General features: G+C 48.0%; 20 protein-coding genes. 16 read left to right on the forward strand and 4 right to left on the reverse strand.

The genetic code is table 11. The features are described from left to right. Positions 1-9: 9 nt before the first annotated feature. Positions 10-1209, forward strand: a complete 1200-nt coding sequence (locus BMY63_RS08335) for a uracil-xanthine permease family protein (RefSeq protein ID WP_091915913.1) — start codon at positions 10-12, stop codon at positions 1207-1209. 112 nt (positions 1210-1321) lie between these two features. Here the strand turns inward: BMY63_RS08335 and BMY63_RS08340 are convergent, their stop codons facing one another. Continuing rightward, complete coding sequence (locus tag BMY63_RS08340) at positions 1322-2095, reverse strand: ABC transporter ATP-binding protein (protein ID WP_091901050.1); 774 nt, start codon at positions 2093-2095, stop codon at positions 1322-1324. After that, positions 2092-2838, reverse strand: a complete 747-nt coding sequence (locus BMY63_RS08345; RefSeq protein ID WP_091915915.1) for an MlaE family ABC transporter permease — start codon at positions 2836-2838, stop codon at positions 2092-2094. The genes BMY63_RS08340 and BMY63_RS08345 overlap by 4 nt, the downstream gene beginning before the upstream one ends. Positions 2839-3211: 373 nt before the next feature. On the opposite strand from BMY63_RS08345, the gene BMY63_RS08350 reads away from it, so the two are divergent. Then, complete coding sequence (locus tag BMY63_RS08350) at positions 3212-5110, forward strand: mucoidy inhibitor MuiA family protein (RefSeq protein ID WP_091915917.1); 1899 nt, start codon at positions 3212-3214, stop codon at positions 5108-5110. 80 nt (positions 5111-5190) lie between these two features. Here the strand turns inward: BMY63_RS08350 and BMY63_RS12330 are convergent, their stop codons facing one another. Then, entirely contained in the window at positions 5191-5307 is a 117-nt protein-coding gene (locus BMY63_RS12330) for a smalltalk protein (protein ID WP_177178410.1), read from the reverse strand. A gap of 66 nt (positions 5308-5373) precedes the next feature. Then, positions 5374-5898, reverse strand: a complete 525-nt coding sequence (locus tag BMY63_RS08355) for an HU family DNA-binding protein (RefSeq protein ID WP_256218978.1) — start codon at positions 5896-5898, stop codon at positions 5374-5376. Between the two features lie 808 nt (positions 5899-6706). On the opposite strand from BMY63_RS08355, the gene BMY63_RS08360 reads away from it, so the two are divergent. The 14 genes from BMY63_RS08360 to clpX all read left to right on the forward strand — a co-directional run bounded on the left by BMY63_RS08360 (position 6707) and on the right by clpX (position 22259). Beyond that, the gene (locus BMY63_RS08360) at positions 6707-7501 is read left to right on the forward strand and encodes an NERD domain-containing protein (protein WP_091915921.1); all 795 of its coding nucleotides are present in this window, start codon (positions 6707-6709) and stop codon (positions 7499-7501) included. Positions 7502-7818: 317 nt separating this feature from the next. Further along, positions 7819-9282: a hypothetical protein gene (locus tag BMY63_RS08365; protein ID WP_091915923.1), complete on the forward strand. Its 1464-nt coding sequence runs from the start codon at positions 7819-7821 to the stop codon at positions 9280-9282. Positions 9283-9706: 424 nt separating this feature from the next. After that, positions 9707-9925: a hypothetical protein gene (locus BMY63_RS08370; protein WP_256218979.1), complete on the forward strand. Its 219-nt coding sequence runs from the start codon at positions 9707-9709 to the stop codon at positions 9923-9925. A gap of 481 nt (positions 9926-10406) precedes the next feature. Next, a complete protein-coding gene (locus BMY63_RS08375; protein WP_091915924.1) occupies positions 10407-10649 on the forward strand; it encodes a hypothetical protein in 243 nt (80 codons plus the stop codon). Beyond that, a complete protein-coding gene (locus BMY63_RS08380; RefSeq protein WP_091915925.1) occupies positions 10646-11116 on the forward strand; it encodes a hypothetical protein in 471 nt (156 codons plus the stop codon). The genes BMY63_RS08375 and BMY63_RS08380 overlap by 4 nt, the downstream gene beginning before the upstream one ends. A 135-nt stretch (positions 11117-11251) precedes the next feature. Beyond that, positions 11252-11473 (forward strand): hypothetical protein, encoded by a 222-nt coding sequence (locus BMY63_RS08385; protein WP_091915927.1) that lies wholly within the window; start codon positions 11252-11254, stop codon positions 11471-11473. Further along, positions 11473-11790, forward strand: coding sequence for a hypothetical protein (locus BMY63_RS08390; protein WP_218141890.1), 318 nt, complete (start codon positions 11473-11475; stop codon positions 11788-11790). Before BMY63_RS08385 ends, BMY63_RS08390 begins: the two co-directional genes overlap by 1 nt. A 16-nt stretch (positions 11791-11806) precedes the next feature. Beyond that, positions 11807-12244 (forward strand): lysozyme, encoded by a 438-nt coding sequence (locus BMY63_RS08395; protein WP_091915931.1) that lies wholly within the window; start codon positions 11807-11809, stop codon positions 12242-12244. Positions 12245-12254: 10 nt separating this feature from the next. Then, positions 12255-14735: a BT4734/BF3469 family protein gene (locus BMY63_RS08400; protein WP_091915933.1), complete on the forward strand. Its 2481-nt coding sequence runs from the start codon at positions 12255-12257 to the stop codon at positions 14733-14735. Between the two features lie 317 nt (positions 14736-15052). Then, a complete protein-coding gene (locus BMY63_RS08405; RefSeq protein WP_143065759.1) occupies positions 15053-17674 on the forward strand; it encodes a hypothetical protein in 2622 nt (873 codons plus the stop codon). Positions 17675-17968: 294 nt separating this feature from the next. After that, positions 17969-18769 carry an LPS export ABC transporter ATP-binding protein gene (gene lptB, locus BMY63_RS08410; protein WP_091915937.1) on the forward strand — a complete coding sequence of 267 codons (801 nt, stop codon included), beginning with the start codon at positions 17969-17971 and terminating at the stop codon, positions 18767-18769. Between the two features lie 96 nt (positions 18770-18865). Beyond that, positions 18866-20227 carry a trigger factor gene (gene tig / locus BMY63_RS08415; RefSeq protein ID WP_091901042.1) on the forward strand — a complete coding sequence of 454 codons (1362 nt, stop codon included), beginning with the start codon at positions 18866-18868 and terminating at the stop codon, positions 20225-20227. Positions 20228-20358: 131 nt separating this feature from the next. Then, positions 20359-21030 (forward strand): ATP-dependent Clp endopeptidase proteolytic subunit ClpP, encoded by a 672-nt coding sequence (gene clpP / locus BMY63_RS08420; RefSeq protein ID WP_091901040.1) that lies wholly within the window; start codon positions 20359-20361, stop codon positions 21028-21030. A 5-nt stretch (positions 21031-21035) separates the two neighbouring features. Further along, the gene (gene clpX, locus BMY63_RS08425; RefSeq protein WP_091915939.1) at positions 21036-22259 is read left to right on the forward strand and encodes an ATP-dependent Clp protease ATP-binding subunit ClpX; all 1224 of its coding nucleotides are present in this window, start codon (positions 21036-21038) and stop codon (positions 22257-22259) included. Positions 22260-22267 lie beyond the last annotated feature (8 nt).

Raw genomic sequence — 22267 nt, forward strand, 5'->3', positions numbered from 1 at the left:
CGAATGACTATGGCTTCAGAATTGTCAACCACAAGAAAGACCATCGTCGGCGTACAGTTCCTGTTCGTGGCCTTTGGCTCCACGGTACTGGTGCCCCTGCTGGTCGGGCTTGATCCGGCTACGGCCCTGTTTACGGCCGGTATAGGTACGTTCATCTTCCATCTGGTCACTAAAGGCATGGTGCCCATCTTCCTGGGCAGCAGCTTCGCCTTTATTGCTCCGATCATCTCCGCCTCGCAGCAGTGGGGCATGCCTGGCACGATCGCAGGCATCGCCGGCGTGGCATTGGTCTATTTTGTCATGTCGGCCCTTATCAAGTGGCAGGGCCGCAAGCTCCTCGACCGTCTGTTCCCGCCCGTCGTGATCGGCCCCGTCATCATCCTGATCGGTCTGTCGCTGTCGCCCGCTGCCGTGAACATGGCGAAGGAGAACTGGCTGCTGGCCTTTGTGTCGCTTGTCACGGCGATCATCGTGCTGGTGTTTGGTAAGGGACTGGTGAAGCTCGTGCCCGTGGTGATCGGCATCATCGTGGGATATGTGGTGGCCCTCTGTATGGGACTCGTCGATCTGTCGGCCGTGGGTGCAGCCCCCTGGTTCGCCCTGCCTGGCAGTATCTCCCATTTCCAGTTGCCGCAGTTTGCCTGGGAGCCGTTTGTCTTCATGATCCCCGTGGCCATCGCGCCGGTGATAGAGCATATCGGCGATGTCTATGTCGTCAGTGCTGTAGCCGATAAAGACTTTGTGAAGGAGCCCGGTTTGCACCGTACCATGCTGGGCGACGGTCTTGCCTGTCTGTTCGCCTCCTTCTTCGGCGGTCCTCCAGTGACCACCTATTCAGAGGTGACGGGCGCTATGCAGATCACACGTGTCACCCATCCGCAGGTGATCCGTATCGCCGCAGGTACAGCCCTCGTGTTCTCTGTCATCGGAAAGCTCTCGGCGCTGTTGCAGAGCATTCCGTCGGCCGTCCTTGGCGGTATCATGCTGCTGCTCTTCGGAACGATTGCCTCTGTGGGTGTGCAGAACCTGATTCAGCATAAGGTGGATCTGAACCAGACACGCAACATCATCATCGTTTCCGTCACGCTGACGATGGGCATCGGCGGTGCCATCCTCACCTTCGGCACCTTCTCCATCAGTGGCATCGGACTCTCTGCCGTCGTCGGTGTCCTGCTGAATCTGTTACTCCCCATGAAGAAAGAGGCGTAAAAGGAGTGAAGGCGCCTGCCGGCGTCTTGCGCCTATAAAGAGGATCTCCTCGGATGCCAGACGGATTGTCGGGTGTCCGAGGAGATGCTTTTAGGAAAGGTCTTGGAAGTCGCTATAGTTTCAGACCGTTGTCTATGACCATCTGCCTCATGTTCTTCAGCAGGTCGCTGGCGAATATGAAGTCCGTGAGCCGTTTGTTGGAAGACCCCATGACCTGACTGCTCACCCCCTGCCATTCTTTTGTACCCTCGTAGATGAAGATGATGTTCTCGCCGATACCCATCACAGAGTTCATGTCGTGGGTGTTGATGATGGTCGTCATGTTAAACTCACGTGTGATACTCTGCAAGAGCTCGTCGATCACGAGTGATGTCTTGGGGTCGAGACCGGAATTAGGCTCGTCACAGAACAGATACTTCGGGTTTAACGCTATCGCACGCGCGATGGCTACACGTTTCTGCATGCCGCCAGAGATCTCCCCCGGGAACTTGTCGTCGGCACCTTTCAGATTGACACGATCCAGACATTCCTGTGCCCGGTGGATACGCTCGCGGAGCGTCATGCTGGAGAACATATCCAAGGGGAACATCACATTCTCAAGCACGGTCAGAGAGTCAAAGAGGGCCGCGCTCTGGAAAATCATTCCCATCTCACGCCGCATCATGATCTTCTCATGCTTCGTCATTCTGATGAAGTCACGACCATCGTATAGCACTTGTCCGCTTGTGGGCTCCAACAGTCCTACGAGGTTTTTCATCAGAACGGTCTTTCCCGATCCGCTCTGTCCGATGATAAGGTTGGTCTTGCCGTCTTCGAAGACGGTACTGATATCCTTCAATACCTCCTTGTCGTCGAAGCTCTTATAGAGATTTCTGACTTCAATCATGATAATAGCTGTGTTAAGAAGACATCACTGCAGAGGATGAGCGCGCTTGATGATACGACGGCGTCGGTGCTCGCCTTGCCCACATTGACAGAGCCACCCTCCACGGTGTAGCCGAAATAAGCCGGTACGCTGGTGATGATAAAGGCGAAGAAGAGACTCTTGATGATACTCATCCACACGAACCAGGGAATAAAGGCATGCTGCAAACCGAGCGTCAGATCGTCGGGCGGCATGATATGCCCGATGTACGAGGTGGCATAAGCCCCCACGATACCCATGGCCGACGAGAAGATCACCAGGAACGGCATGATCGTGAGCAGGCCGACGATCTTCGGCAGGATCAGATAACAGGCCGAGTTCACGCCCATGATGTCGAGGGCATCGATCTGCTGTGTCACGCGCATCGTACCAATCTCCGAGGCGATGTTCGACCCCACCTTTCCGGCTAGGATCAGACACATGATCGAGCTGGAGAACTCCAGCAGCATGATCTCGCGGGTGGTGTAGCCTGCGACCCACCGTGGCATCCAAGGACTCTCAATATTGATCTTCATCTGGATACATATCACAGCTCCGATGAAGAAAGATATGAGTAATACAATACCTATCGAATCGACGCCGAGTTGCGCCATCTCCTTCACATACTGCTTCAAGAACATCCTCATGCGCTCAGGCCTTGAGAACGTCCGTCCCATGAGTATCAGGTACCGGCCGAATGTAGTCAGCCATTTCTGTATAAGCATCTCAATCTGAATTTTGGTGGCAAAGTTACGAAAAGTCGAGAGCAAAACAAAAGATTTTAATCTTTTTTATGCCGAGACGTAGTAACTTCGTGACGTTAGTCACAAAGTTACGAAAAGTCGAGCATAGAACAAAATAAGTTAACTTAATTTTCATTTCCGGTCGCCTGTAACGTCAAAAGAGGGTAGTCCCCCTCCTTTGCTCCAACTGCGTTTTTGCAAAAATAAATGCCAATATGTTTGTTGCTTTAAGAATTATATACTAAATTTGCACATGAACCCTAACTGATGATAGAAATGTAAATAGAAACTGCACTTGGATATCAAGGTTGGGAATAAATATTACAAGGATTATTAATCAAAAACAATTGCAGGTATGAAAGCAAAGGTCATCACCATAGTCGCGGCACTGATCATGGCTATTGCGGCAAATGGAGAGAACAAGAAAGTGACAGCAGGCATTAAGCATGTGACCATGTTTACCAATGGCGCCCAGGTTGAGCGCACGCATAGCCTGAACCTGGCAGCAGGTGAGCACGTCATCACCTTCACCGGACTGTCTCCCTATACCGACGTGAAGAGTGTGCAGATCAAGGCACGTGGAAAGCTTACCGTGCTTGGGGTGAACTATCGTACGGTGCACTCAGACAGTCTGCTGCGCGTCAAGCAGTTGCGTGACGCCGAGCAACAAGTAAAACTCACGACAGATAAGGAACGGGATCTGAAGGCACAGCAGGAGGTGGTGAATGCCCAGTTGGAGATGGTGAAGACCAACTGTTCCACAGGCAATCGTACCGCCGTTACCTCTCTGGCTAACATCAAGGAGTTGAACAACTATTACGCTCAGGAGATCCTTGAACTGAAGAAGAACTCCATTGCCATCGACGAGGAGTTGGATAAGCTGGCAGAGAAACGTGAGAAGCAAGAGAAGACTGTCGACTCGATTGCTCACCTGAAGCTGAAGACCGTCATCGAGGCCGACCTTAAGTTACAAGTGCCGCAGGCTGGTAAAGCGGAGTTCGATCTGACCTATTACGTGAGAAATGCCGGGTGGTATCCCACCTATGACCTTAGTTCTGACGGCCTCGATCAACCTCTGCAACTGTCATACAAGGCAAACGTGTTCCAGAACACCAAGGAGGAATGGAGCAACATCCCTGTAACCCTCTCGTCGGCTAATCCCAACCGGTCGAATGTTGCCCCAGAGTTGCGCACCTATTGGCTTGACTTCGGCAAGCAGGCTCCACGCTATGACGATGAGAATGTCACCTACGGCAACATCTCAGGTGTTGTGCTTGATGAGGCAGGAGAACCGATCATCGGATGTACCGTCGTTGTGGTTGGCACCAACCTTGGCACAGCCACTGATGTCAACGGACATTACAACATTACCATGCCCCGTGGCAAGAGTCAGCTGCAATTCAGCTATATCGGCTATCTAAGTCAGACACATCGCGTCAACGGCTCCACGCTGGATATCACGATGGAAGAGGATGCGGTTTCGTTAGAGGAGGTAGTGGTCGTCGGCTATGGTACCAGCAAAAAAGGAAGAAGCAGAGCCAAACGCAAGCAGGAAGATGCCAGTGTGTTTATTGAAAAGCATAAAGAGAGGATTTCTCCGCAAATGGAAGAGAACGATCTGATTGGCGTCAATGAGCAAAAGGCTCAATTCGGCTATGAGTTCGATATCAAGCAGCCCCTTACGCTGTCGTCCAACGGCAAGACCTCTACGACGGAGATAGCCCGCTACCAGTTGCCCGCCACCTATCAATATCTTGGTATTCCCAGGGCAGACAAGGACGCCTTCCTCGTGGCTGATGTGACCGACTGGCAGCAGCACAGCCTGCTCGAAGGCGAGGCCAATGTCTATTTCGAGAACTCGTTTGTCGGCAAGACCATCCTCGATCCGACGGTCGCCAGCGACACGCTACATTTTTCGTTAGGTAGGGACAATGGCATTCGTATTCGTCGTGAGAAAGAGTCGGCCCGTTCCTCTCGCCGTCTGCTGGCATCAACCCAAGAACAGGATATGGTCTGGCGTATTACCGTCAAGAACAGCCGTCAGGAATCCGTTTCGCTGACCCTTCAAGATCAGATACCCGTCTCAGAAAATGCCAACATCACCGTCACCACCGAAGAGCTGAGCGGCGGACAGTTAGACAAGTCCACGGGCATCGTGGTCTGGCAGCTCCAGCTCCAGCCCAACGAGCAAAGGGAGTTTATCTTGCAATACCGTGTGAAATATCCCAAAAACCGCCGATTGATTGTGGAATAAGAAGCAATATATTGTAATAGTTACGAATAAGTGTGAGGGGCTTGCATGGCGCAGGTCCCTCACTTCTGTTGTTCTGAGCGTCAGATGCCCAGTGGCCCGTTACCCATGCAACTGGTGGTGCCCAGTGCAGTGAGGGCCGCGGTGGCCGCAGCCACCACAATGCGGAGTAGTACCTCCCAGATCGTTTTGTGTTTCATGGTCGTTTGTTGTGTCGAGATGTTCGTCGTTCAGTCAAGGCAGAGGCCTGAGCCCCTGCCAGTGGTCTAACCCTCTCCGTCAGACTTGTCGGCCTTCATCGCCGTGTCGTAGGTCTCCTCGAACACCACGTCCTTTACGAGCGTCTTGGCCACGACGTACTTCTGTACCACCTTGCCATCCTTCGTGGTCTGACCTACTACCACGCGCTCCGTCTCGGGCTGGAAGAGCACCCGTCGTGTGGTGATGTTCTGTGCGCCGCAGTCCTCCCTCTTCTTAGTGCCGATGCTCGAGAATCCCACCTTGAAGATGCCGATGCCGTCGAGTTTCACCTTTTGCCCCAACTCGAAGTAGTGCTTCATGGCACCGCCCAGCTCGTCGAGCACGGCCTTGATGTCGCTCTTTTTCACGCTGGCCTGCTGCTGTATGTAGCTTGCCAGCTCGTCGGTGTCAATGAAGTGCTGGTCGTACACGGCCGTGGCGTACCAATTGCCGAAGGCTATTGACTCGGGGTTCTTGTTTTGCAGTCTCACAAATTTCTGACTCATAGCATTTGTTCCTTTCTTGTCGAAGGTATTAGATATTGCGGCCATCTTCCTCGGGCGACCGCTCCCGCCGTTTGTGCTTTCCGGATTGCTTTTGCAAAGTTACGAATAATCCTCGGGCATTGCAAGCCTTTTCCCGATTTGTTCCAAGTGTTAAAACGTAAAAGTCCCTGTTTTAACACTTATGGGTTTCTTCGTCCTTTGTAAATAACTGATAATGAAGCCGATAGCTTTTGTTTGATTTTCCGATGCCTTGCGTGTTCCGTCGCCTTGTCTTGCGTGGTTCGTTCCGATGCCTTGCGCTATATAAGAGGGGGTATCCGCATCGGTCGTGGCGCCCGTCGCCGTCGCTCTTGTCAGGCATCCGCATCATTCATGCCAGGCAAGGATACAAGAAATTGCCACGGAGAGTGACAGAAAAGTAAAGAAAATACAGATCGTCCCCCTGACGCCCTGACACTCTTACACCCTTACATTTCGCCAAACGAATCCTATCAGAATCTATCACTTTATATTTTATATTATATATATATTATAATATATATATAATATAATTATCATAGACCTTACTTTCGCCACAGCAAATGTTAGTGCGTCAGGGTGTTAGTGCGTCAGGGTGTGGAGGATGATTATCTCCCATTGTCCTTTCCCCTTTATATGAAAAAAGGGATGCCGCTGCACCCCTCGTATGAATTTTATTTATAATGCTTTGAAAAACACGTTGCAAAGATACAACTTTTTCCGTAACCACCAAACTTTTTTCGAGAAAAGCTCTGATTTATAGGATATATTTGTATCTTTGCGGATGTATTCGATCCCCGTCTGATAGTAACATGTCGGGTCCATTTATAGACGTATGATCATCTTTCTCAATATAATCGTTTCGATAATGCTCATAGGCTATATGCTTTTCTCTTGGTGGTACAATTCACCTTCCCGAAAGGGGAAAAGAGGAGAACGAAGAGTTCATGATATTCTCATGCGACTCCCTGACGACCATTATATCTTGGATGATGTTGTTCTAAGCACAGATAGGGGAACTACGCAGATAGACCATGTGGTCGTTTCAAAATATGGCGTATTTGCGATAGAAACCAAGAATTATAGAGGTGAGATATACGGTAATGACAAGCGTGATCAATGGACTCAGATTATAGTATCAAACGTGACGTATGCTCGTAAATGGTACAAGACATATACATATGTAACAAAAAATAGGTTTTATAACCCCGTAAAACAGTCGCAGGCACATTTCTTTGCTATCAAGAATAATCTACCAGAATGGCCTGATATCAAAATTGTCCCCATTATTGTGTTTACGGGCAGTGCTATCTTGAAAGAGATCGATTCTCGCTATCATGTTATTTACGATTATGATCTATTAGATACGATACAAAATTACCATACCGTCTATCTGACAGATGACGATGTTAAAAAGGTCGTTTCTTTGCTTGTACAAAGGAATATGAAAGGAGTTGTTGACAATAGGACGCATGTAAAGAGCATACATGATATTAAGGCTGAAAAAGAATACAAGGTAGCAGCAGGTATCTGCCCCAAATGTGGTGGCACTCTCGTTTTGCGTACAGGCAAATATGGAAGCTTCTATGGGTGCTCAAACTATCCCAATTGCAAATATACGACTTGTTGAATTATGTAGGTGTAGTTATTTCATATAGATAAGAGTAATGACTTCTACTGTAGCTTTTTTGTTGCCAAGCCTCTCTCTTATAGCATCTTCGGTAATTTATTTCCCTCATTATTTGCATGAATAAAAATATATCTTTATCTTTGCGGAATAGAACGTAAAACTATATATTGCAAATCAAAGAGTGTTTGATTTCAAAAGGTGCAACGGTAAAGGCGAGACTGATAGGAAAGAGAATGCATCTATCTGGCAAGTCACACTTCTATAAAAGAGGTTAATTAACGGTTGTAAAACAGTTGGCATTTTAAAATATTGATTATATGAGGAATCTATTGACTTTGTTTTTTTTATTTTTCTTCGCATCTTCACTTTTCGCACAGGAAGATCGTTTTTCTGATATTGATCAAATTAAGGGGAAGGATGTTTATATCACAGATAATGCCCCTTTAGATGTTGCTTATACGATTGTTGACGGAAAAGTAAAACTTATAAAAAAAGATAAGAAAATAAGTCATACAATGGCAGGAAAGGTGTATTCCGTGGAGAATGATGTATATATATTTAAAAAGAAATATTATATCGTATTGAAAGGTACGGATGATACAGTATTATTGAAGGAAGAGGATGCTCCTATGTATTTATCTTCATTCGTTTCTAAAACATACTGGCAAGAGATATATGATTTGTATCGAAATGAATATATCTATTTGAATTTTAAGAAATACAATCAGGTGCATTCGGCAAAAGCGACTATTGAGTACGATGATCTTACCCGTATAGAATGGAGAGGAATGGATCTTTCTGACAAGGGCGCATTGTTTTATCTACGTGAATGTGGTGACGTAATTCCTCTTGAAGAATTCAAGGTAACAAGCAAGTTTTTTGAAGAATCTAAAGATCTTTACTTCATCAAAAAGGATGATATTCAACCATATGTTGAAAAGTATAACGCACGTTTAGCCAAAGAAAAGCGTGAAAAAGAAATTGCCGATTCTTTAGCCAACTCCAAGGTTCGTTTAGCAATTACACTTGATGAAGCCACATTCATCGATGGCGATAGATCGATAAAGGTCTATAAGGGCGACACCATAGCCGTTTACTCTTATAGGGCTTCCGAAGATAAGTTCGTAGTGAGATTCCATTATAGCAATCTTTTATTTAAGTCAGAAGATGTGGAATTTATTGATACAAAGAAGATCACAACTGAGGGAAAGTATATTTGGGAGAGAAAGACTGTGAAATCGTCAGCTGATGCTAATTTCTTAAAAACAAAGGGTGAGGAAGGAATAGAACAACGTTTTGATGCCGCAGTAGCATATGATGAAGTCCAAACAGAAATATGGCTGAGTAAACTGAAGTCTGCCATCGATGATTATAACAAAGAAGTTGCATACAAGAAGAAATACCAGATTTTCTTGACAGGAATAGGTTACGATTTTGATAATAATGAATATCGCAGTCGATTCGGAATGCATTTTGATATATATAATTGTTTTTCAAAGACAATAAAATATGTTGAATTCACAATGACTAATTATAATGCTGTCGGAGATGTTCAAAAAGATGATTTGGGCCGTTCCTCAAGAACCGTCAAAGGTATAGGACCTATAGAACCAGAAGATGGGGGCAGGTATTCATGGGACGATATTTTTTGGGACGACAGGGATGTTATTGATAAAACTAAACTTACCAATGTAAAATTTATTTTTATAGACGGTACGGTAAAAGTGTTTAGTGGATTTTCAAATATAAAGAAGCATATGACCTCTGACGCTTGGGATTAGATATTATGTGATAAACTTTAAGCACTATGGATATAAAAGACTTCATCAAAGATTCCCTATTGCAGATAGTGGATGGTATTAAAGAATCAAATGAAGCACTAAAAGCTAAAGGTGCTCTCATACATATACATTAAGGAAGATCTGAGTGTTGAGGTTTTATCTGTATTAGACAGATTCGTGAAGGATAATCCAGATCGCTATCAATTCTCGATTCATAAAAGTAATTAAATAACTATGGTATGAAGTATAACAAAACATATTAATTCGTATATTTGCAACCGAGAAGAAAGTTTTCTTCGATTATTCTGATTTAACAGAGCCTGGAGCCCATCATAATAATTGATATATATATTTGAATTACAATATTATGGTTGATATAAAATGCCCACACTGTGGGAATGTAATGGCGAGAATGGGAACCATTATGGATGAAGAAACTGGCTTTCTTATTGAAAAATTCAACAAGCAATATCCTCCGATAAAATACATCCAATTTTCCAAAGCCATTCATGATAGATTTCTAATAATAGATGATGTTGTTTATCATATGGGGGCAAGTTTGAAAGATATGGGAAAAAGTCTTTGCGTAGTAACTAAGATGGAAGAAACACCCCAAAATATCATAGACATTATAACAAAATAGAATTTGTTTGTTGTTATGACACGAAGATTGCCATGTTAAAAATGACAGAAAAATATACCACCGAATAATCGAAAAGGATATTAAGGGCGCAGGGCGCCCTTTCTTCTTGTCTCGTGGATTATTAGCGCGCCATAGGAATATTTTCTTGAAATGAAGAAAATGTTTCACTTTGTTTTGTATTTGTATCACCGGGGCATCGGGGCGTGTTTCAATTTTTGAGGGCAATTTTCGATGGTAAGGTGCTGTGAATCAATGGCTGTTGGTTGCGGGGTGCTTAGAAAAGGTCCGAAATTGAAACACTGGGAGGGGCTTCGGATGAGGGGAGATAGTTTTTTTTTAATACTTTTGCACCAGGCCCTTATCAATGAGGGAATAAACTGGACGATAAGATAGCAACAATCCTCAAAGATATGATGATGTAATACGCCTGAGAAATCAGGTGCCAAAGCAAATTCAATAATATACCATTAAACTCTATCGTATGGAAAAAACAACAAAAGAGGCTCTGCCAGATTGCGGGGCAAGGGGCGTCAGGGCAGAGGGCGTCCCGGGAATCGAAAGACTTGTGAAAAACCTCATCAGGATCGTCTGCCGAATGAGACGTGAACCTCAAATCAGAATTGAGAAACAAGTTAACCTGTATCTCTTTGACTGGTCGAAGACTGAGATCACTGACCTGATCATGGATAACCAAGGTGTCATTCAACATCAGCAACAGCTATGAACAACGAGGTAAAAGAGCAGATCTTACAGCAGATCATGAGGGGCGGCCTGATCATAGGCAACCTGATCATAGAGAACAGCGGCAGTGTGACCTATAATAGTTATGACAACACAGACCACCACAAACTGAAACAGGAGGTGAATAGAGAGGCCATAGGCCGAGCCATCAGGGAGGTGCAGTGCTATATGTGGGGGAAAGCGGCCTATGCCGTGATATTCTGTGCCATGCGCGACGGCTTCAAGTATGGCGACAATGCCACACAGTTTGAGACCACTGTCGATGAACTGTCGCACGAGTTGGGGCTTGACTATCCCTGTCCGCCGAACACCATCGCCAGCAGCTTCTACAACAACAGCTACCTGAAGTTGAACGTGGAGAGATGGGAGGCCATGAACGTGAAGCCGCGCTCGGTGTTCCTGGCCAAGGCGTTCCATGAGGCGATGGTCAAGGAACTGGAAAAGTTTTAGGAAAAGCTTTAGAAAGTTTTAGAAAAAGTTTTATAGTTTTAGAATTTGTTTTAGATGCGCTCAAGGTTCTTGGGGCGCATCTTTTTTATGCCTACCTTTGCACCCAGAGAGTTTGAATGCTCTGTAAGGAAACAGATGAAAACAAAGATGATGGAAAAGCGGGTGACCTGCGTGAGAAACGGTCACGGCGTGAAGGTGAAGAGGTGCTGCGCCTCATGCCGCCACAAGGCGATAGCCAGAAAGGGCGCACGGATATGCGAGCTGTTGCAGCTGAAAGTGAAGCAGCTGTTTGTGTGCCAGCTGTGGCAGATGAGCGAAGCACTGAAAAATATGAACGTTCGAACAATTGATGAATGATGAAGAAGATGATTGAGATTCCCATTGAGGTGCTGGAGCGCCTAGTGGAAGGAAAGTGTGTGGAGGGTTCGCTGCGCAGGGATCAGTGGACAGGAAAAATGGTGTTCAGGGCCTACTGCCGACAGCGCCGCATGAACAACGAACGACTGGTGTGCGCCCTGGAAAACGGTTGGCTGAAGGAGAGTCCGCAACGCATCAAGTTCTTCAGCAGCGTGAAGAAGGGCGTTGGCCGCCGACTGGTGGAGGTGGCGATGCACCGCGAACTGAAACAGGCGATGAGCGTGCTGGAGGTAGAGGAGATACTGGACAACGTATAGACGGAGGGCGAGGACGATGAAGACAAGCAAGGAACTGACAGAACGGCTGAAGGCCTTCGAGGGACTGAGACTGGAGGCATACCGCGACGCGGCCGGGGTGCCGACGATAGGATACGGTCACACGCGTAGCGTGAGGATGGGCGACCGTATATCGGAATACTGGGCGACGGAGCTGCTGAAGGACGACGTGAGCCAGGTGGAGCGTGAGGTGATGGCCCTGGGCGTGGCCAGGACTCAGGGACAGTTGGACGCACTGGTATCGTTTGCCTTTAACCTGGGCATCGGCCGCCTGCGCCGCTCGACACTGCTACGGCTGATAAGACTGGGCGCCAGTGAGCCGGTGGTCCGGCGGGAGTTCATGCGCTGGGTGTATGCCGGCGGCAAGCGGATGGCGGGACTGGTACGGCGCCGCGAGTGGGAGGTGAAAAGGTTTTTTGAAAGTAAGACAATCTAAAAGGTGAGGTATGTTTAGTTATCAGAAGAATTTCTTTAATCCAACAGAGATGGTGGACGAGGCGCAGTTCTGGGCACTCGTCAAGGCAACGAAATGGGAAGAGACGATAGACCGTTTCAGGGCGACGGGCGACCAGGAGCTGAAACGCGGTCTGCCGGCATTCATCTTCCAGGCGACGTTCGACGAAACGAACTCGTCCGCAGGGAAGACCGGGCGTTGGCGTAAGCAGAGCGCCACACGCCTGACAGGATTGGTGGTGATGGACGTGGATCATGTGGAGGAGCCGCGGGCAAAGTTTGAGGCATGGCAAGACACAAGACAGGACGGCAAGGGGCTGAACCAGAGGGATTACCTGAAGGAGCTGGGCATCCTGTTGGTGTATGTCACACCCTCGGGGCACGGACTGAAGGTGGTGTTCAAGGCTCGAACCGAATGGGGCAACCTGATAGACAACCAGCACGAGATGGCGCGACGCCTGGGTGTTGAGGTGGACGAGAGCTGCAAGGACGCCAGTCGCATGAGCTTCATCACCAAGGAAGAGGATATACTGTTTATCGACAAAGAACTGTTTACGTATGAGGACAAGACATTTGCTGAGAAATACGAGCCTGAGTATAGGACTGGTCATAGTGGTGCCACTAAGGCTGATCCTGTGGCCGGCAAGGACGCTGCACAAGGCACTGGGACTGGCGGCATGGTGGATGGTGAGGCTCTGGAGCTGAGATGGCGCGGCTACGACGTGCAGGCGATCATCGACAGACGGTATGGCGAGAAGCGACCGTGTGCGGCCGACAGCAACCGTCACAACGAGAGTCTGAAGCTGGCATCGGACCTGTTGGTACTCTACGACGGCGACCGCAGGAAGGTACAGGCGATGGTGATGGCTCAGCCGTGGGTGCAGGAGATCATCGGCGAGCGCAACGAGAATGTGGCGCAGACGGTGGCGAGCGCCGCAGAGCGCATGGCCGAGAAGGAGAAGAGATACCTGACACAGCAGCCCAGTAAGGCGTTGCAGCAGGCCATCCAGGAGGTGACAGGGAAGACGTGGCAGGCGATTACCCGGGGACAGGAGGCGACGGCCGCCGTGAGCGAAGACGACATGGAGCGATGGCTGTGGGACTGGGGCGAGCGCATCGAGGCGCTGGGCGAGCCGTTCCCGTTGCTGAAGGACGTGTGCAAGGGACTGAAACGCAACCAATATCCTGCGGCGCTGTTCGTGGCGGGCGGACTGATGATGACGCTCATGACGCGCTGCACCTACCGCTTCTACCACCGTCCGGAGGAGCTGCGACGACTAAACAGCTCGACACTGATCATCGGCGACCCGGCCAGCGGTAAGTCGTTCGCCACCAGGCTCTTCAAACTGCTGGCGGCTCCGCTGGTGGCAGCCGACAAGACGGGTATAGCGGCTATCAACCGCTACAAGGAGGACATGAAGACGAAGGGCGCGAACAAGGAGAAACCACAGAAGCCGAAGGTGCTATTCAGGGTGCATCCCGCCCGCACGAGTAACGCACAGTTTATCCAGGATATGGTGAATGCCGTGGAGGTGGTGGACGGCGAGGAGATGCAGCTGCATATGCTGACCTTCGACACGGAGCTCGACAACACGATGACCGTACAGAAGGGCGGCTCGTGGATCGACAAGCAGTCGATGGAACTGAAGGCCTTCCACAACGAGGAGGACGGACAGGCCTACTCGAACCTCGACAGTGTGGTGCAGAACTTCTTCGTGACGTGGAACTACATCTATACGGGTACGCCTATGGCTCTGAAACGGAAGGTAAACGCACAGAACTTCGGATCGGGACTAGCCACACGACTGACGTGCATACCTCTGCCATCGACGAACTTCGAGATGATGGCACGCGAACAGACAATCGACATGCAGAGCGACGAGCGACTGAAGACATGGGCCTACAGACTGGACCGCACGAAGGGCGAGCTGCCGATGCAACGCATCGTCGACGAGTTGTACGACTGGACGGCACGACGGATGCTCGACGCGAAGGAGAACGACTCACGGGCCGACGAGATGCTGCTGAAGCGCTGTGCCTACCATGGACTGAACTTCGCGGCGCCGTATATCGTGATGCGACACTGGGAGCAGATGACAAAGGACGGCAACTACTGGTGCGCGGCGTTCGAGACCGACGAGACCGACTGGCGCCTGGTGGAGCTGTTGACAACGATACAGTACGCCTGTCAGCGCCATTACTTCGGAGCCTTGGCCGAGAAGTATTTCGACGACAAGGTGCGCGACGCGGCCACCAATGTGCAGCGGCGGACGAAGACCATCGATGGGTTCAACCGTCTGCCGGAGACGTTCGTCGTCGAGGATATGATGCGCTGTTTCTCGATAGAAAGAGCCGCAGTCTACACAAAGTTGCACCGGCTGATGAAGGACGGCCTGGTGGAGAAAATCGGCGAGTATGTGGACAACGGCACCACGAAGGCGAGGTACAGGAAGACTGGGCTGATTGTGGTATAGGGGCTGTAACTTCGCGGCCTTTAGACCGCGAAGTTACTCCGTCTCGGCAAAAAAAGAAACGAGTTTCTTTGTTCTGCGCTCGATTTTTCGTAAATTTGCGTCCAAAAAAGAATCAAATTGCCACAGTATAAAGCACTCCGATAGATTTCTATACTATATTATCAATCATTTTTATGAATTTACTCACAAAAACATTATTCTTTGAAATTAAAAACTGAAGGTGTCGCATGTTCTTTTATAGAGGTATGAAATATTGTTGCTCATTGTTATTGCTCTTGATGTCCATTTCGTCAAGTGCTCAAAAAAGAAACATCGAATTGAATGGCAAAATATTCGATGCTTTTACGAGGACGGGCGTAGAGGGTACTGTCGTATTGTTAAACGAACATGATATTCCATTAGACACCGTGGAGGCAAAAGCGACCCGCGATGATGCCAGATTCAAAATCTATGTACCAGCAGAACAAGCCACATATCAGTTTAAGGTTTCCGCATCAGGATACAAAAGTCAATCGCTTGTTTATCGTATCAAACATGTTGCCAGAAGATTTCAGATAGAATTGCCATCTCTTTATCTTGAGAAGAATGATTCTGATGTCTATAAAAGTATCGGACTGGAGGAAGTTGTTGTAAAAGGGACCAAGGTTCGTTTTACGTATCGTAATGATACGCTTGTATATAACGCCAGTGCGTTTAATATCCATTCGGGATCCATGCTTGATGCACTTATCCGTCAATTGCCAGGTGCAGAGTTGAAGCAAAACGGCGACATATATGTCAATGGACGGAAAATAGATTATCTGACGTTGGATGGTAACGATTTTTTCAAGGGCAAGAATCGAATTGTATTGGATAATCTTCCTTATTATATTGTAAAAGAGCTAAGAGTGTTCGAACAAGACAGTGAACAGAACCAATTCCTCGATTCTCATGCCGCACGTAAAGATTATATAATGGATGTCAGGCTTAAGAAAGAGTATGCGACAGGATATACTATCAATATGGGGGGCGGCATAGGGTCTGGACATAGATATTTAGGGCGTTTGTTTGCCATGCGAAAGACCCATCACAGCAATTGGAGCGTTTTTGGAAACACGAATAATACCAACGAAACACAATTGCCCAATTATGGGGGTGACTGGAATCCGGAAAGGGCCGTGGAAGGATTGGTCTCGACCAGACAGTTGGGCACCTATCTCACCATAAACGAGAAGGACAGGAAATGGAAGGAAACCATGTCGGCTACAGCCAAGTGGAAGAAAAACGATGCCAGCATCCAGCAGATGAAGTATGAGTATCATTCTTTAGGAAACCTTGTCTCAAATATCGCTAATTCTGATGTTTCAAGATTGTCAGGCCTGGACTTCTTCAATCGGTTTATCCTCCAGAAACCTTTCAAGCTTTTTACGACAGCAAAGATCGACTACTCAAAGGTAAAGGACGTGTCGTGTTCTTTACTTGAGATGAACGCCCTGAACAAGAATTATGATGGTCATGCGGAGAAACATAGTCTGAACTCGTCAGCCTCTGTCACCTATACGACTCAACTGCCTACGGGTGATAATCTGAATATCTCCATTAAAGGCGACTATCTGCGTAATCGCCCGAACAGGGATGACGAGGAATACGCCGTGAGATATCTGCTACTTGATTCAACCGAAATTCGCAATTCTTCTATCAACAAGACAAGGCAGGAATCAAATTATTCCTTTAACGGGCAATATGTCATGCGCTTTATTAATAATCTCCTGCTGTCAGGACAAGTAACTTATGAGAAGAGACGTACACATGCAGACGATATATACAAAGAGAACTCGATGACAGATCTGTTCAATTCCCGTTCATTCGTCAACTCTGCCAATGTCTACTCAACAGGCCTTAATTTGTCCTATGATTATTTCCATAATCAGAAAAGCGTTCGTATGAGCGTTTATTTCCCCCTTGAATATACTGACGAGAGGATCAGATACAACAGTCTCCAACTGGATACTCTCGCAAGGAGGAGGGAATTGCATATTAAGCCTTCGTATTTCTTTGAACTGAATAACGATGGATTACATATGGAAAGCAGCTATTCCGTAGATGTACAGAGTCCGGAAATGTCGATTATCCTGCCTGTCGTCAATAATTTCGAAGCACTTACTACTTATATCTATAACCCTGGTTTGAAGAACAGTGTAGAGCATATCTTCAATTTCCTTATTGCGAAATCAAATTCCAATACTGGACGATCCTTCTCCGCAGGCGTAACCCTTACAGCAAGGAGAAACGCCCTCGGAAGGAAACTAACGTTCAATCCGGAGAAAGGGCATTACACCATTGGTAGTGGTAATGTAAACGGAAACTGGCGAATGAGTGTTGGCCTTGGCTATCATTTCGACTGGGGAAAGCAAAAGAAGATATCTACCGACATTAAGTCATCTTTTGACTATCTAAGAAACGTGGATTACGCTCTGTCTTATTATGTTCCTAGCGATGAGTTAAGCAAGGTGAACACGTTGTTGTCTGATACGAAGATGGTTAGCTTCTATCGTCATAAGCAACTCACCTTGGGGACGAATGTTCATTTCCTGTGGCGTAAGAGCATGAGTAAAAGAACAGATTTCTCAGGAGTCAGTGCATTTGAATATGACTATGGTTGTAATGTGTCATATACAATACCCCAATGGGGTGTGGATCTGTCCTCTGACGTGAAGATGTTCAGCCGACGTGGGTATACATCTGCCAGTATGAATACGGATAATTTCATTTGGAATGTCTCTGTGAGCAAGAATGTTATCAAGAATAAACTGAATGTCAAACTTGTCGGCTTTGACATCTTGAGGAATCTGTCGAATTATAAATTTGTGGTTGATGCCCAGGGCTATACGGAGACAATACATAACACTGCCCCAAGCTATGTTATGTTACAAGCCTTATTTATGTTAAGCAAGAAGTGACTGTTCTTTATTCCACAAGTATAATTATTTGAACGAACAAGAAATAGAGATATTTTCTTGAAAAAGCACGTTTCGAAGGGTGATACAATTAACGCGGTGTTTGGACAATTGGACAAAATGTGTAAGGCTTCAGTAAAGCGAATTGGGCGTTTCGTCGGAGGAAAATCCGACATTCCCCAGAGGAAACTTTGTCAAAACTATAAGTCAACGTAAAAACACATGAAAAAGAAAAACGAGTTTTCCTTTTACATTTCACTCGTTTTTCGTAACTTTGCATCCAAATCAGACATCAATATGGAAGAAAAACAGATGAAGGAGCGTTTGGTGCTTCGGACGGAAGGACTCGTCAAACGGTATGGGAAACGTACGGTGGTCAATGACGTGAGCTTTGACGTGAAACAGGGTGAGATCGTCGGACTGCTTGGACCAAACGGTGCAGGAAAGACGACGTCTTTCTATATGACGACTGGTCTGATCGTTCCCAATGGGGGGCATATCTACCTGGGGGAAGAGGATGTGACGACATTCCCCGTGTATAAGCGTGCCCGTGCGGGCATCGGCTATCTGGCGCAGGAGGCGAGCGTGTTCCGTAAGATGAGTGTTGAGGATAACATTCTTTCTGTATTGGAGATGACGGGCAAGCCTCGTGATTATCAGATGAAGAAGTTGGAGGAGCTGATCAAGGAGTTCCGTCTGCAGAAGGTGCGCAAGAACAAAGGTGACCAGCTGTCGGGTGGTGAGCGACGGAGAACGGAGATCGCCCGATGCCTGGCTATCGAACCGAAGTTCATCATGCTGGATGAGCCGTTTGCGGGCGTCGACCCGATCGCCGTGGAGGATATCCAGCAGATCGTATGGAAACTGAAGTATCGTAATATCGGTATCCTGATAACGGACCATAATGTTCAGGAGACGCTTTCGATCACTGACCGTGCCTATCTTCTGTTCGAAGGTCGTATCTTGTTCCAGGGCAGTCCGGAGGAGTTGGCTGAGAACAAGATCGTGCGGGAAAAGTACTTGTCGAACTCCTTTGTCTTGAGGAAGAAAGACTTCCAGCTGCTGGAAGAGGAACGAAAGGCAAGAGAGGAAGAGTGATGTGTTAAAAAAACAAAATTGTTCGGGTATTACGTCAATTATGTGTACTTTTGCACCTCAAAATTTGATTTACATATTAAATAAGGTATAAAGAAGATGAAAATTACATTCGATTGCGCCGATAAGATCAACGGTCTTTTGACAATGACCGTAGAGCCGGCAGACTATCAGGAGCAGGTAGAGAAGACGTTGAAGAGCTATCGCAAGAAAGCCCAGGTTCCGGGATTCCGTCCTGGCATGGTTCCCATGGGACTGATCAAAAAGCAGTATGGCACAGCCGTGAAGGTTGATGAGGTCAACAAGCTGATGGGTGAGAAACTTTATGAATACATCCGTGAGAATAAGATTCAGATGCTGGGTGAGCCCCTTCCCAACGAGGAGAAGCAGGTGCCTCAGGACTTCGAGAAGGATGGCGAGCTGACCTTCGTGTTCGACATCGCCGTGGCTCCCGAGTTCAAGGCTGAGCTGACAGGCCGCGATAAGGTGGACTATTACACCATCACGGTCGATGACAAGCTGATCGACCAGCAGGTGGAGATGTACGCATCTCAGGGTGGTGAGTTCGTGAAGGCCGAGGTCTTCAGCGGCAACGACACCATCACTGGTGATCTCCGTGAGCTTGACAAGAAGGGAAACACCAAAGAGGGTGGTATCACGACCGAGGGTGGTATGGTGATGCCCGCCTATATCAAGGCCGAGGACCAGAAGAAGTTGTTCGAGGGTGCCAAGGTGGGTGATATCATCACCTTCAACCCGAAGAAGGCCTATCCCGACAACGACGCCGAGGTGGCTGCCCTGCTGAAGGTCGACAAGGAGCAGGTGAAGGATCTGAAGGCTGACTTCAGCTATCAGATCACCGAGATCCGCCACTTCCAGCCGGCAGAGGTGAACCAGGCACTCTTCGACAGAGTGTTCGGCGAAGGAACGGTCAAGGACGAGAAGGCGTTCCGTGAGAAGATCGCAGAGATGCTGAAGGCTCAGTTGGTCAGCAACAGCGACTATAAGTTCATGCTTGACGTGCGTGCCCACATGGAGAAGAAGGTGGGTAAGCTCGAGTTCCCCGAGGCTCTCCTCAAGCGCGTGATGATCCAGAACAATCAGGATAAGGGTGCCGACTATGTGGAGAAGAACTTCGAGGGAAGTATCAAGGAGCTGAAGTGGCACTTGATCAAGGAGCAGATCGTTGCGGCTCAGAATATTAAGGTTGAGGATGAGGACCTGAAGGCTGTCGCCAAGGATGCCATCCGTCAGCAGTTCGCTCAGTATGGTATGAGCAATGTGCCCGAGGATGTGCTCGAGAACTATGCCGCTGAGCAGCTGAAGAAGCGCGAGAATCTTGATAACTTCGTCGATCGTGCCGTTGACGTGAAACTGACGGAGGCTCTCAAGAAGGTTGTGAAACTGAATGAGAAGGAAGTCTCGTTGGATGAATTCAACAAGCTGATGCAAGAAAAATAAGGTATTTTAGCAAAAAATAACCCCCTATATAGAGAGGTTATCGACTTTTTTGATTATCTTTGTGTCCCAATCACAAGGTAAAGAAGGGTCGATAACCTTTTTTTATGCATAAAAACAAAAGGAAGCAAGATATGTTAAAGAATGATTTTAGGAAATATGCCACCAAGCATCTGGGGATGGATGGCCTGACACTGGACGAGGTGATGAGCGCTCAGGCTCAGTACCTGAATCCGTATATCTTGGAGGAACGCCAGCTGAACGTGACACAGATGGATGTCTTCTCCCGTTTGATGATGGACCGTATCATCTTTCTGGGTACACAGATAGACGACTATACAGCGAACACGTTGCAGGCGCAGTTGCTTTACCTGGATTCTGTCGATGCTGGTAAGGATATTTCTATTTATATCAACAGTCCTGGCGGAAGTGTGACGGCCGGACTGGGTATATATGATACCATGCAGTTCATCTCCAGCGACGTGGCAACGATATGTACGGGTATGGCGGCCTCTATGGGCGCAGTACTCCTTGTGGCCGGAACGGAAGGCAAGCGTTCGGCACTGCCGCATAGTCGTGTGATGATTCATCAGCCACTCGGCGGTGTGCAAGGACAGGCTTCTGACATTGAGATCGAGGCGAAGGAGATCCTGAAGTTCAAGAAAGAGTTGTATACCATTATCTCTGAGCACTCGCATACGCCCTATGATAAGGTGTATGCCGATTCCGATCGTAACTACTGGATGACGGCAGACGAGGCAAAGGCATATGGTATGATTGATGAGGTTCTGATAAGGAAGAAGTAGGGCGGATGAAGAAAGAGTGCTGCTTCTGTGGAAGAAACGAACATGAAGTGAAGCTGTTGATAACTGGTATCAATGGCTATATCTGTGAGAGCTGTGCCGAGCAGGCCTATCGTATTGTGCAGGAGAATCTTTCCAAGACGCCACAGGCCGACGAGGGCCAGTTCCGTCAGAAGAAAGTTCCCAAGCCCAAGGAGATAAAGGATTACCTGGACCAGTATGTGATCGGACAGGACGAGGCGAAACGCTACCTCTCTGTGGCTGTATACAACCACTACAAACGGTTACAGCAGAAGAAGGATGAGGATGGTGTCGAGATAGAGAAGAGCAATATCATCATGGTGGGCTCCACGGGTACAGGTAAGACGCTGTTGGCCCGTACGATAGCCAAACTGCTTGATGTGCCCTTCACCATCGTTGATGCGACGGTGTTCACCGAGGCCGGCTATGTGGGCGAGGATGTGGAGAGTATCCTGACCCGACTGCTGCAGGTGGCCGACTATAATGTGGAGGCTGCCCAAAGGGGCATCGTCTTCATCGACGAGATCGACAAGATAGCCCGTAAGGGCGATAACCCGTCTATTACCCGTGATGTGAGTGGCGAGGGTGTGCAGCAGGGTCTGCTCAAGCTCCTGGAGGGTACGATCGTCAATGTGCCGCCAAAGGGAGGGCGCAAGCATCCGGATCAGGACTATATTCATGTCGATACGCATAACATCCTGTTTGTCTGTGGCGGTGCCTTTGACGGTATTGAACGTAAGATCGCCCAGCGTCTGAATACGCATGTCGTGGGATACAATTCTGTTCAGAACGTGAGAAAGATCGACAAGAAGGATCTGATGAAATATGTCTTGCCGCAGGACCTGAAATCGTTTGGCCTGATCCCGGAGATTATCGGCCGATTGCCAGTGCTCACCTATCTGAATCCTTTGGATCGCGCGGCATTAGAGCGTATCCTGGTGGAACCGAAGAACTCCATCGTGAGACAGTACCAGAAGTTGTTTGAGATGGATGGAATAGAACTGACATTCGAAGACGAGGCTTTGCAGGTGATTGTCGATAAGGCCGTGGAGTATAATCTGGGCGCACGTGGTCTGCGGTCTATCGTGGAGAGCGTGATGATGGATGCCATGTTTGATATGCCTTCCAAGAAGGTCAAGAAACTGGTGATCACTCCCGACTATGCGCGGAAACAGTTGGATCAGTCTCGTTTACAGAAGATAGGAGCCTAATTTGCTGA

It is taken from the genome of Prevotella aff. ruminicola Tc2-24 (assembly GCF_900110895.1).
Taxonomy (GTDB): domain Bacteria; phylum Bacteroidota; class Bacteroidia; order Bacteroidales; family Bacteroidaceae; genus Prevotella.

Excerpts from the sequence above, each read along its gene's own strand:
- BMY63_RS08355 (WP_256218978.1), bottom strand. The coding sequence starts at position 5,898 with ATGGCCGCAATATCTAATACCTTCGACAAGAAAGGAACAAATGCTATG.
- BMY63_RS12330 (WP_177178410.1), bottom strand. The coding sequence starts at position 5,307 with ATGAAACACAAAACGATCTGGGAGGTACTACTCCGCATTGTGGTGGCT.
- BMY63_RS08400 (WP_091915933.1), top strand. The coding sequence starts at position 12,255 with ATGTTTAGTTATCAGAAGAATTTCTTTAATCCAACAGAGATGGTGGAC.
- BMY63_RS08345 (WP_091915915.1), bottom strand. The coding sequence starts at position 2,838 with ATGCTTATACAGAAATGGCTGACTACATTCGGCCGGTACCTGATACTC.
- BMY63_RS08370 (WP_256218979.1), top strand. The coding sequence starts at position 9,707 with ATGGATGAAGAAACTGGCTTTCTTATTGAAAAATTCAACAAGCAATAT.
- BMY63_RS08340 (WP_091901050.1), bottom strand. The coding sequence starts at position 2,095 with ATGATTGAAGTCAGAAATCTCTATAAGAGCTTCGACGACAAGGAGGTA.
- BMY63_RS08380 (WP_091915925.1), top strand. The coding sequence starts at position 10,646 with ATGAACAACGAGGTAAAAGAGCAGATCTTACAGCAGATCATGAGGGGC.
- BMY63_RS08385 (WP_091915927.1), top strand. The coding sequence starts at position 11,252 with ATGAAAACAAAGATGATGGAAAAGCGGGTGACCTGCGTGAGAAACGGT.
- BMY63_RS08395 (WP_091915931.1), top strand. The coding sequence starts at position 11,807 with ATGAAGACAAGCAAGGAACTGACAGAACGGCTGAAGGCCTTCGAGGGA.
- tig (WP_091901042.1), top strand. The coding sequence starts at position 18,866 with ATGAAAATTACATTCGATTGCGCCGATAAGATCAACGGTCTTTTGACA.
- BMY63_RS08375 (WP_091915924.1), top strand. The coding sequence starts at position 10,407 with ATGGAAAAAACAACAAAAGAGGCTCTGCCAGATTGCGGGGCAAGGGGC.
- BMY63_RS08390 (WP_218141890.1), top strand. The coding sequence starts at position 11,473 with ATGAAGAAGATGATTGAGATTCCCATTGAGGTGCTGGAGCGCCTAGTG.
- clpX (WP_091915939.1), top strand. The coding sequence starts at position 21,036 with ATGAAGAAAGAGTGCTGCTTCTGTGGAAGAAACGAACATGAAGTGAAG.
- BMY63_RS08365 (WP_091915923.1), top strand. The coding sequence starts at position 7,819 with ATGAGGAATCTATTGACTTTGTTTTTTTTATTTTTCTTCGCATCTTCA.
- BMY63_RS08350 (WP_091915917.1), top strand. The coding sequence starts at position 3,212 with ATGAAAGCAAAGGTCATCACCATAGTCGCGGCACTGATCATGGCTATT.
- lptB (WP_091915937.1), top strand. The coding sequence starts at position 17,969 with ATGGAAGAAAAACAGATGAAGGAGCGTTTGGTGCTTCGGACGGAAGGA.
- BMY63_RS08335 (WP_091915913.1), top strand. The coding sequence starts at position 10 with ATGGCTTCAGAATTGTCAACCACAAGAAAGACCATCGTCGGCGTACAG.
- clpP (WP_091901040.1), top strand. The coding sequence starts at position 20,359 with ATGTTAAAGAATGATTTTAGGAAATATGCCACCAAGCATCTGGGGATG.
- BMY63_RS08360 (WP_091915921.1), top strand. The coding sequence starts at position 6,707 with ATGATCATCTTTCTCAATATAATCGTTTCGATAATGCTCATAGGCTAT.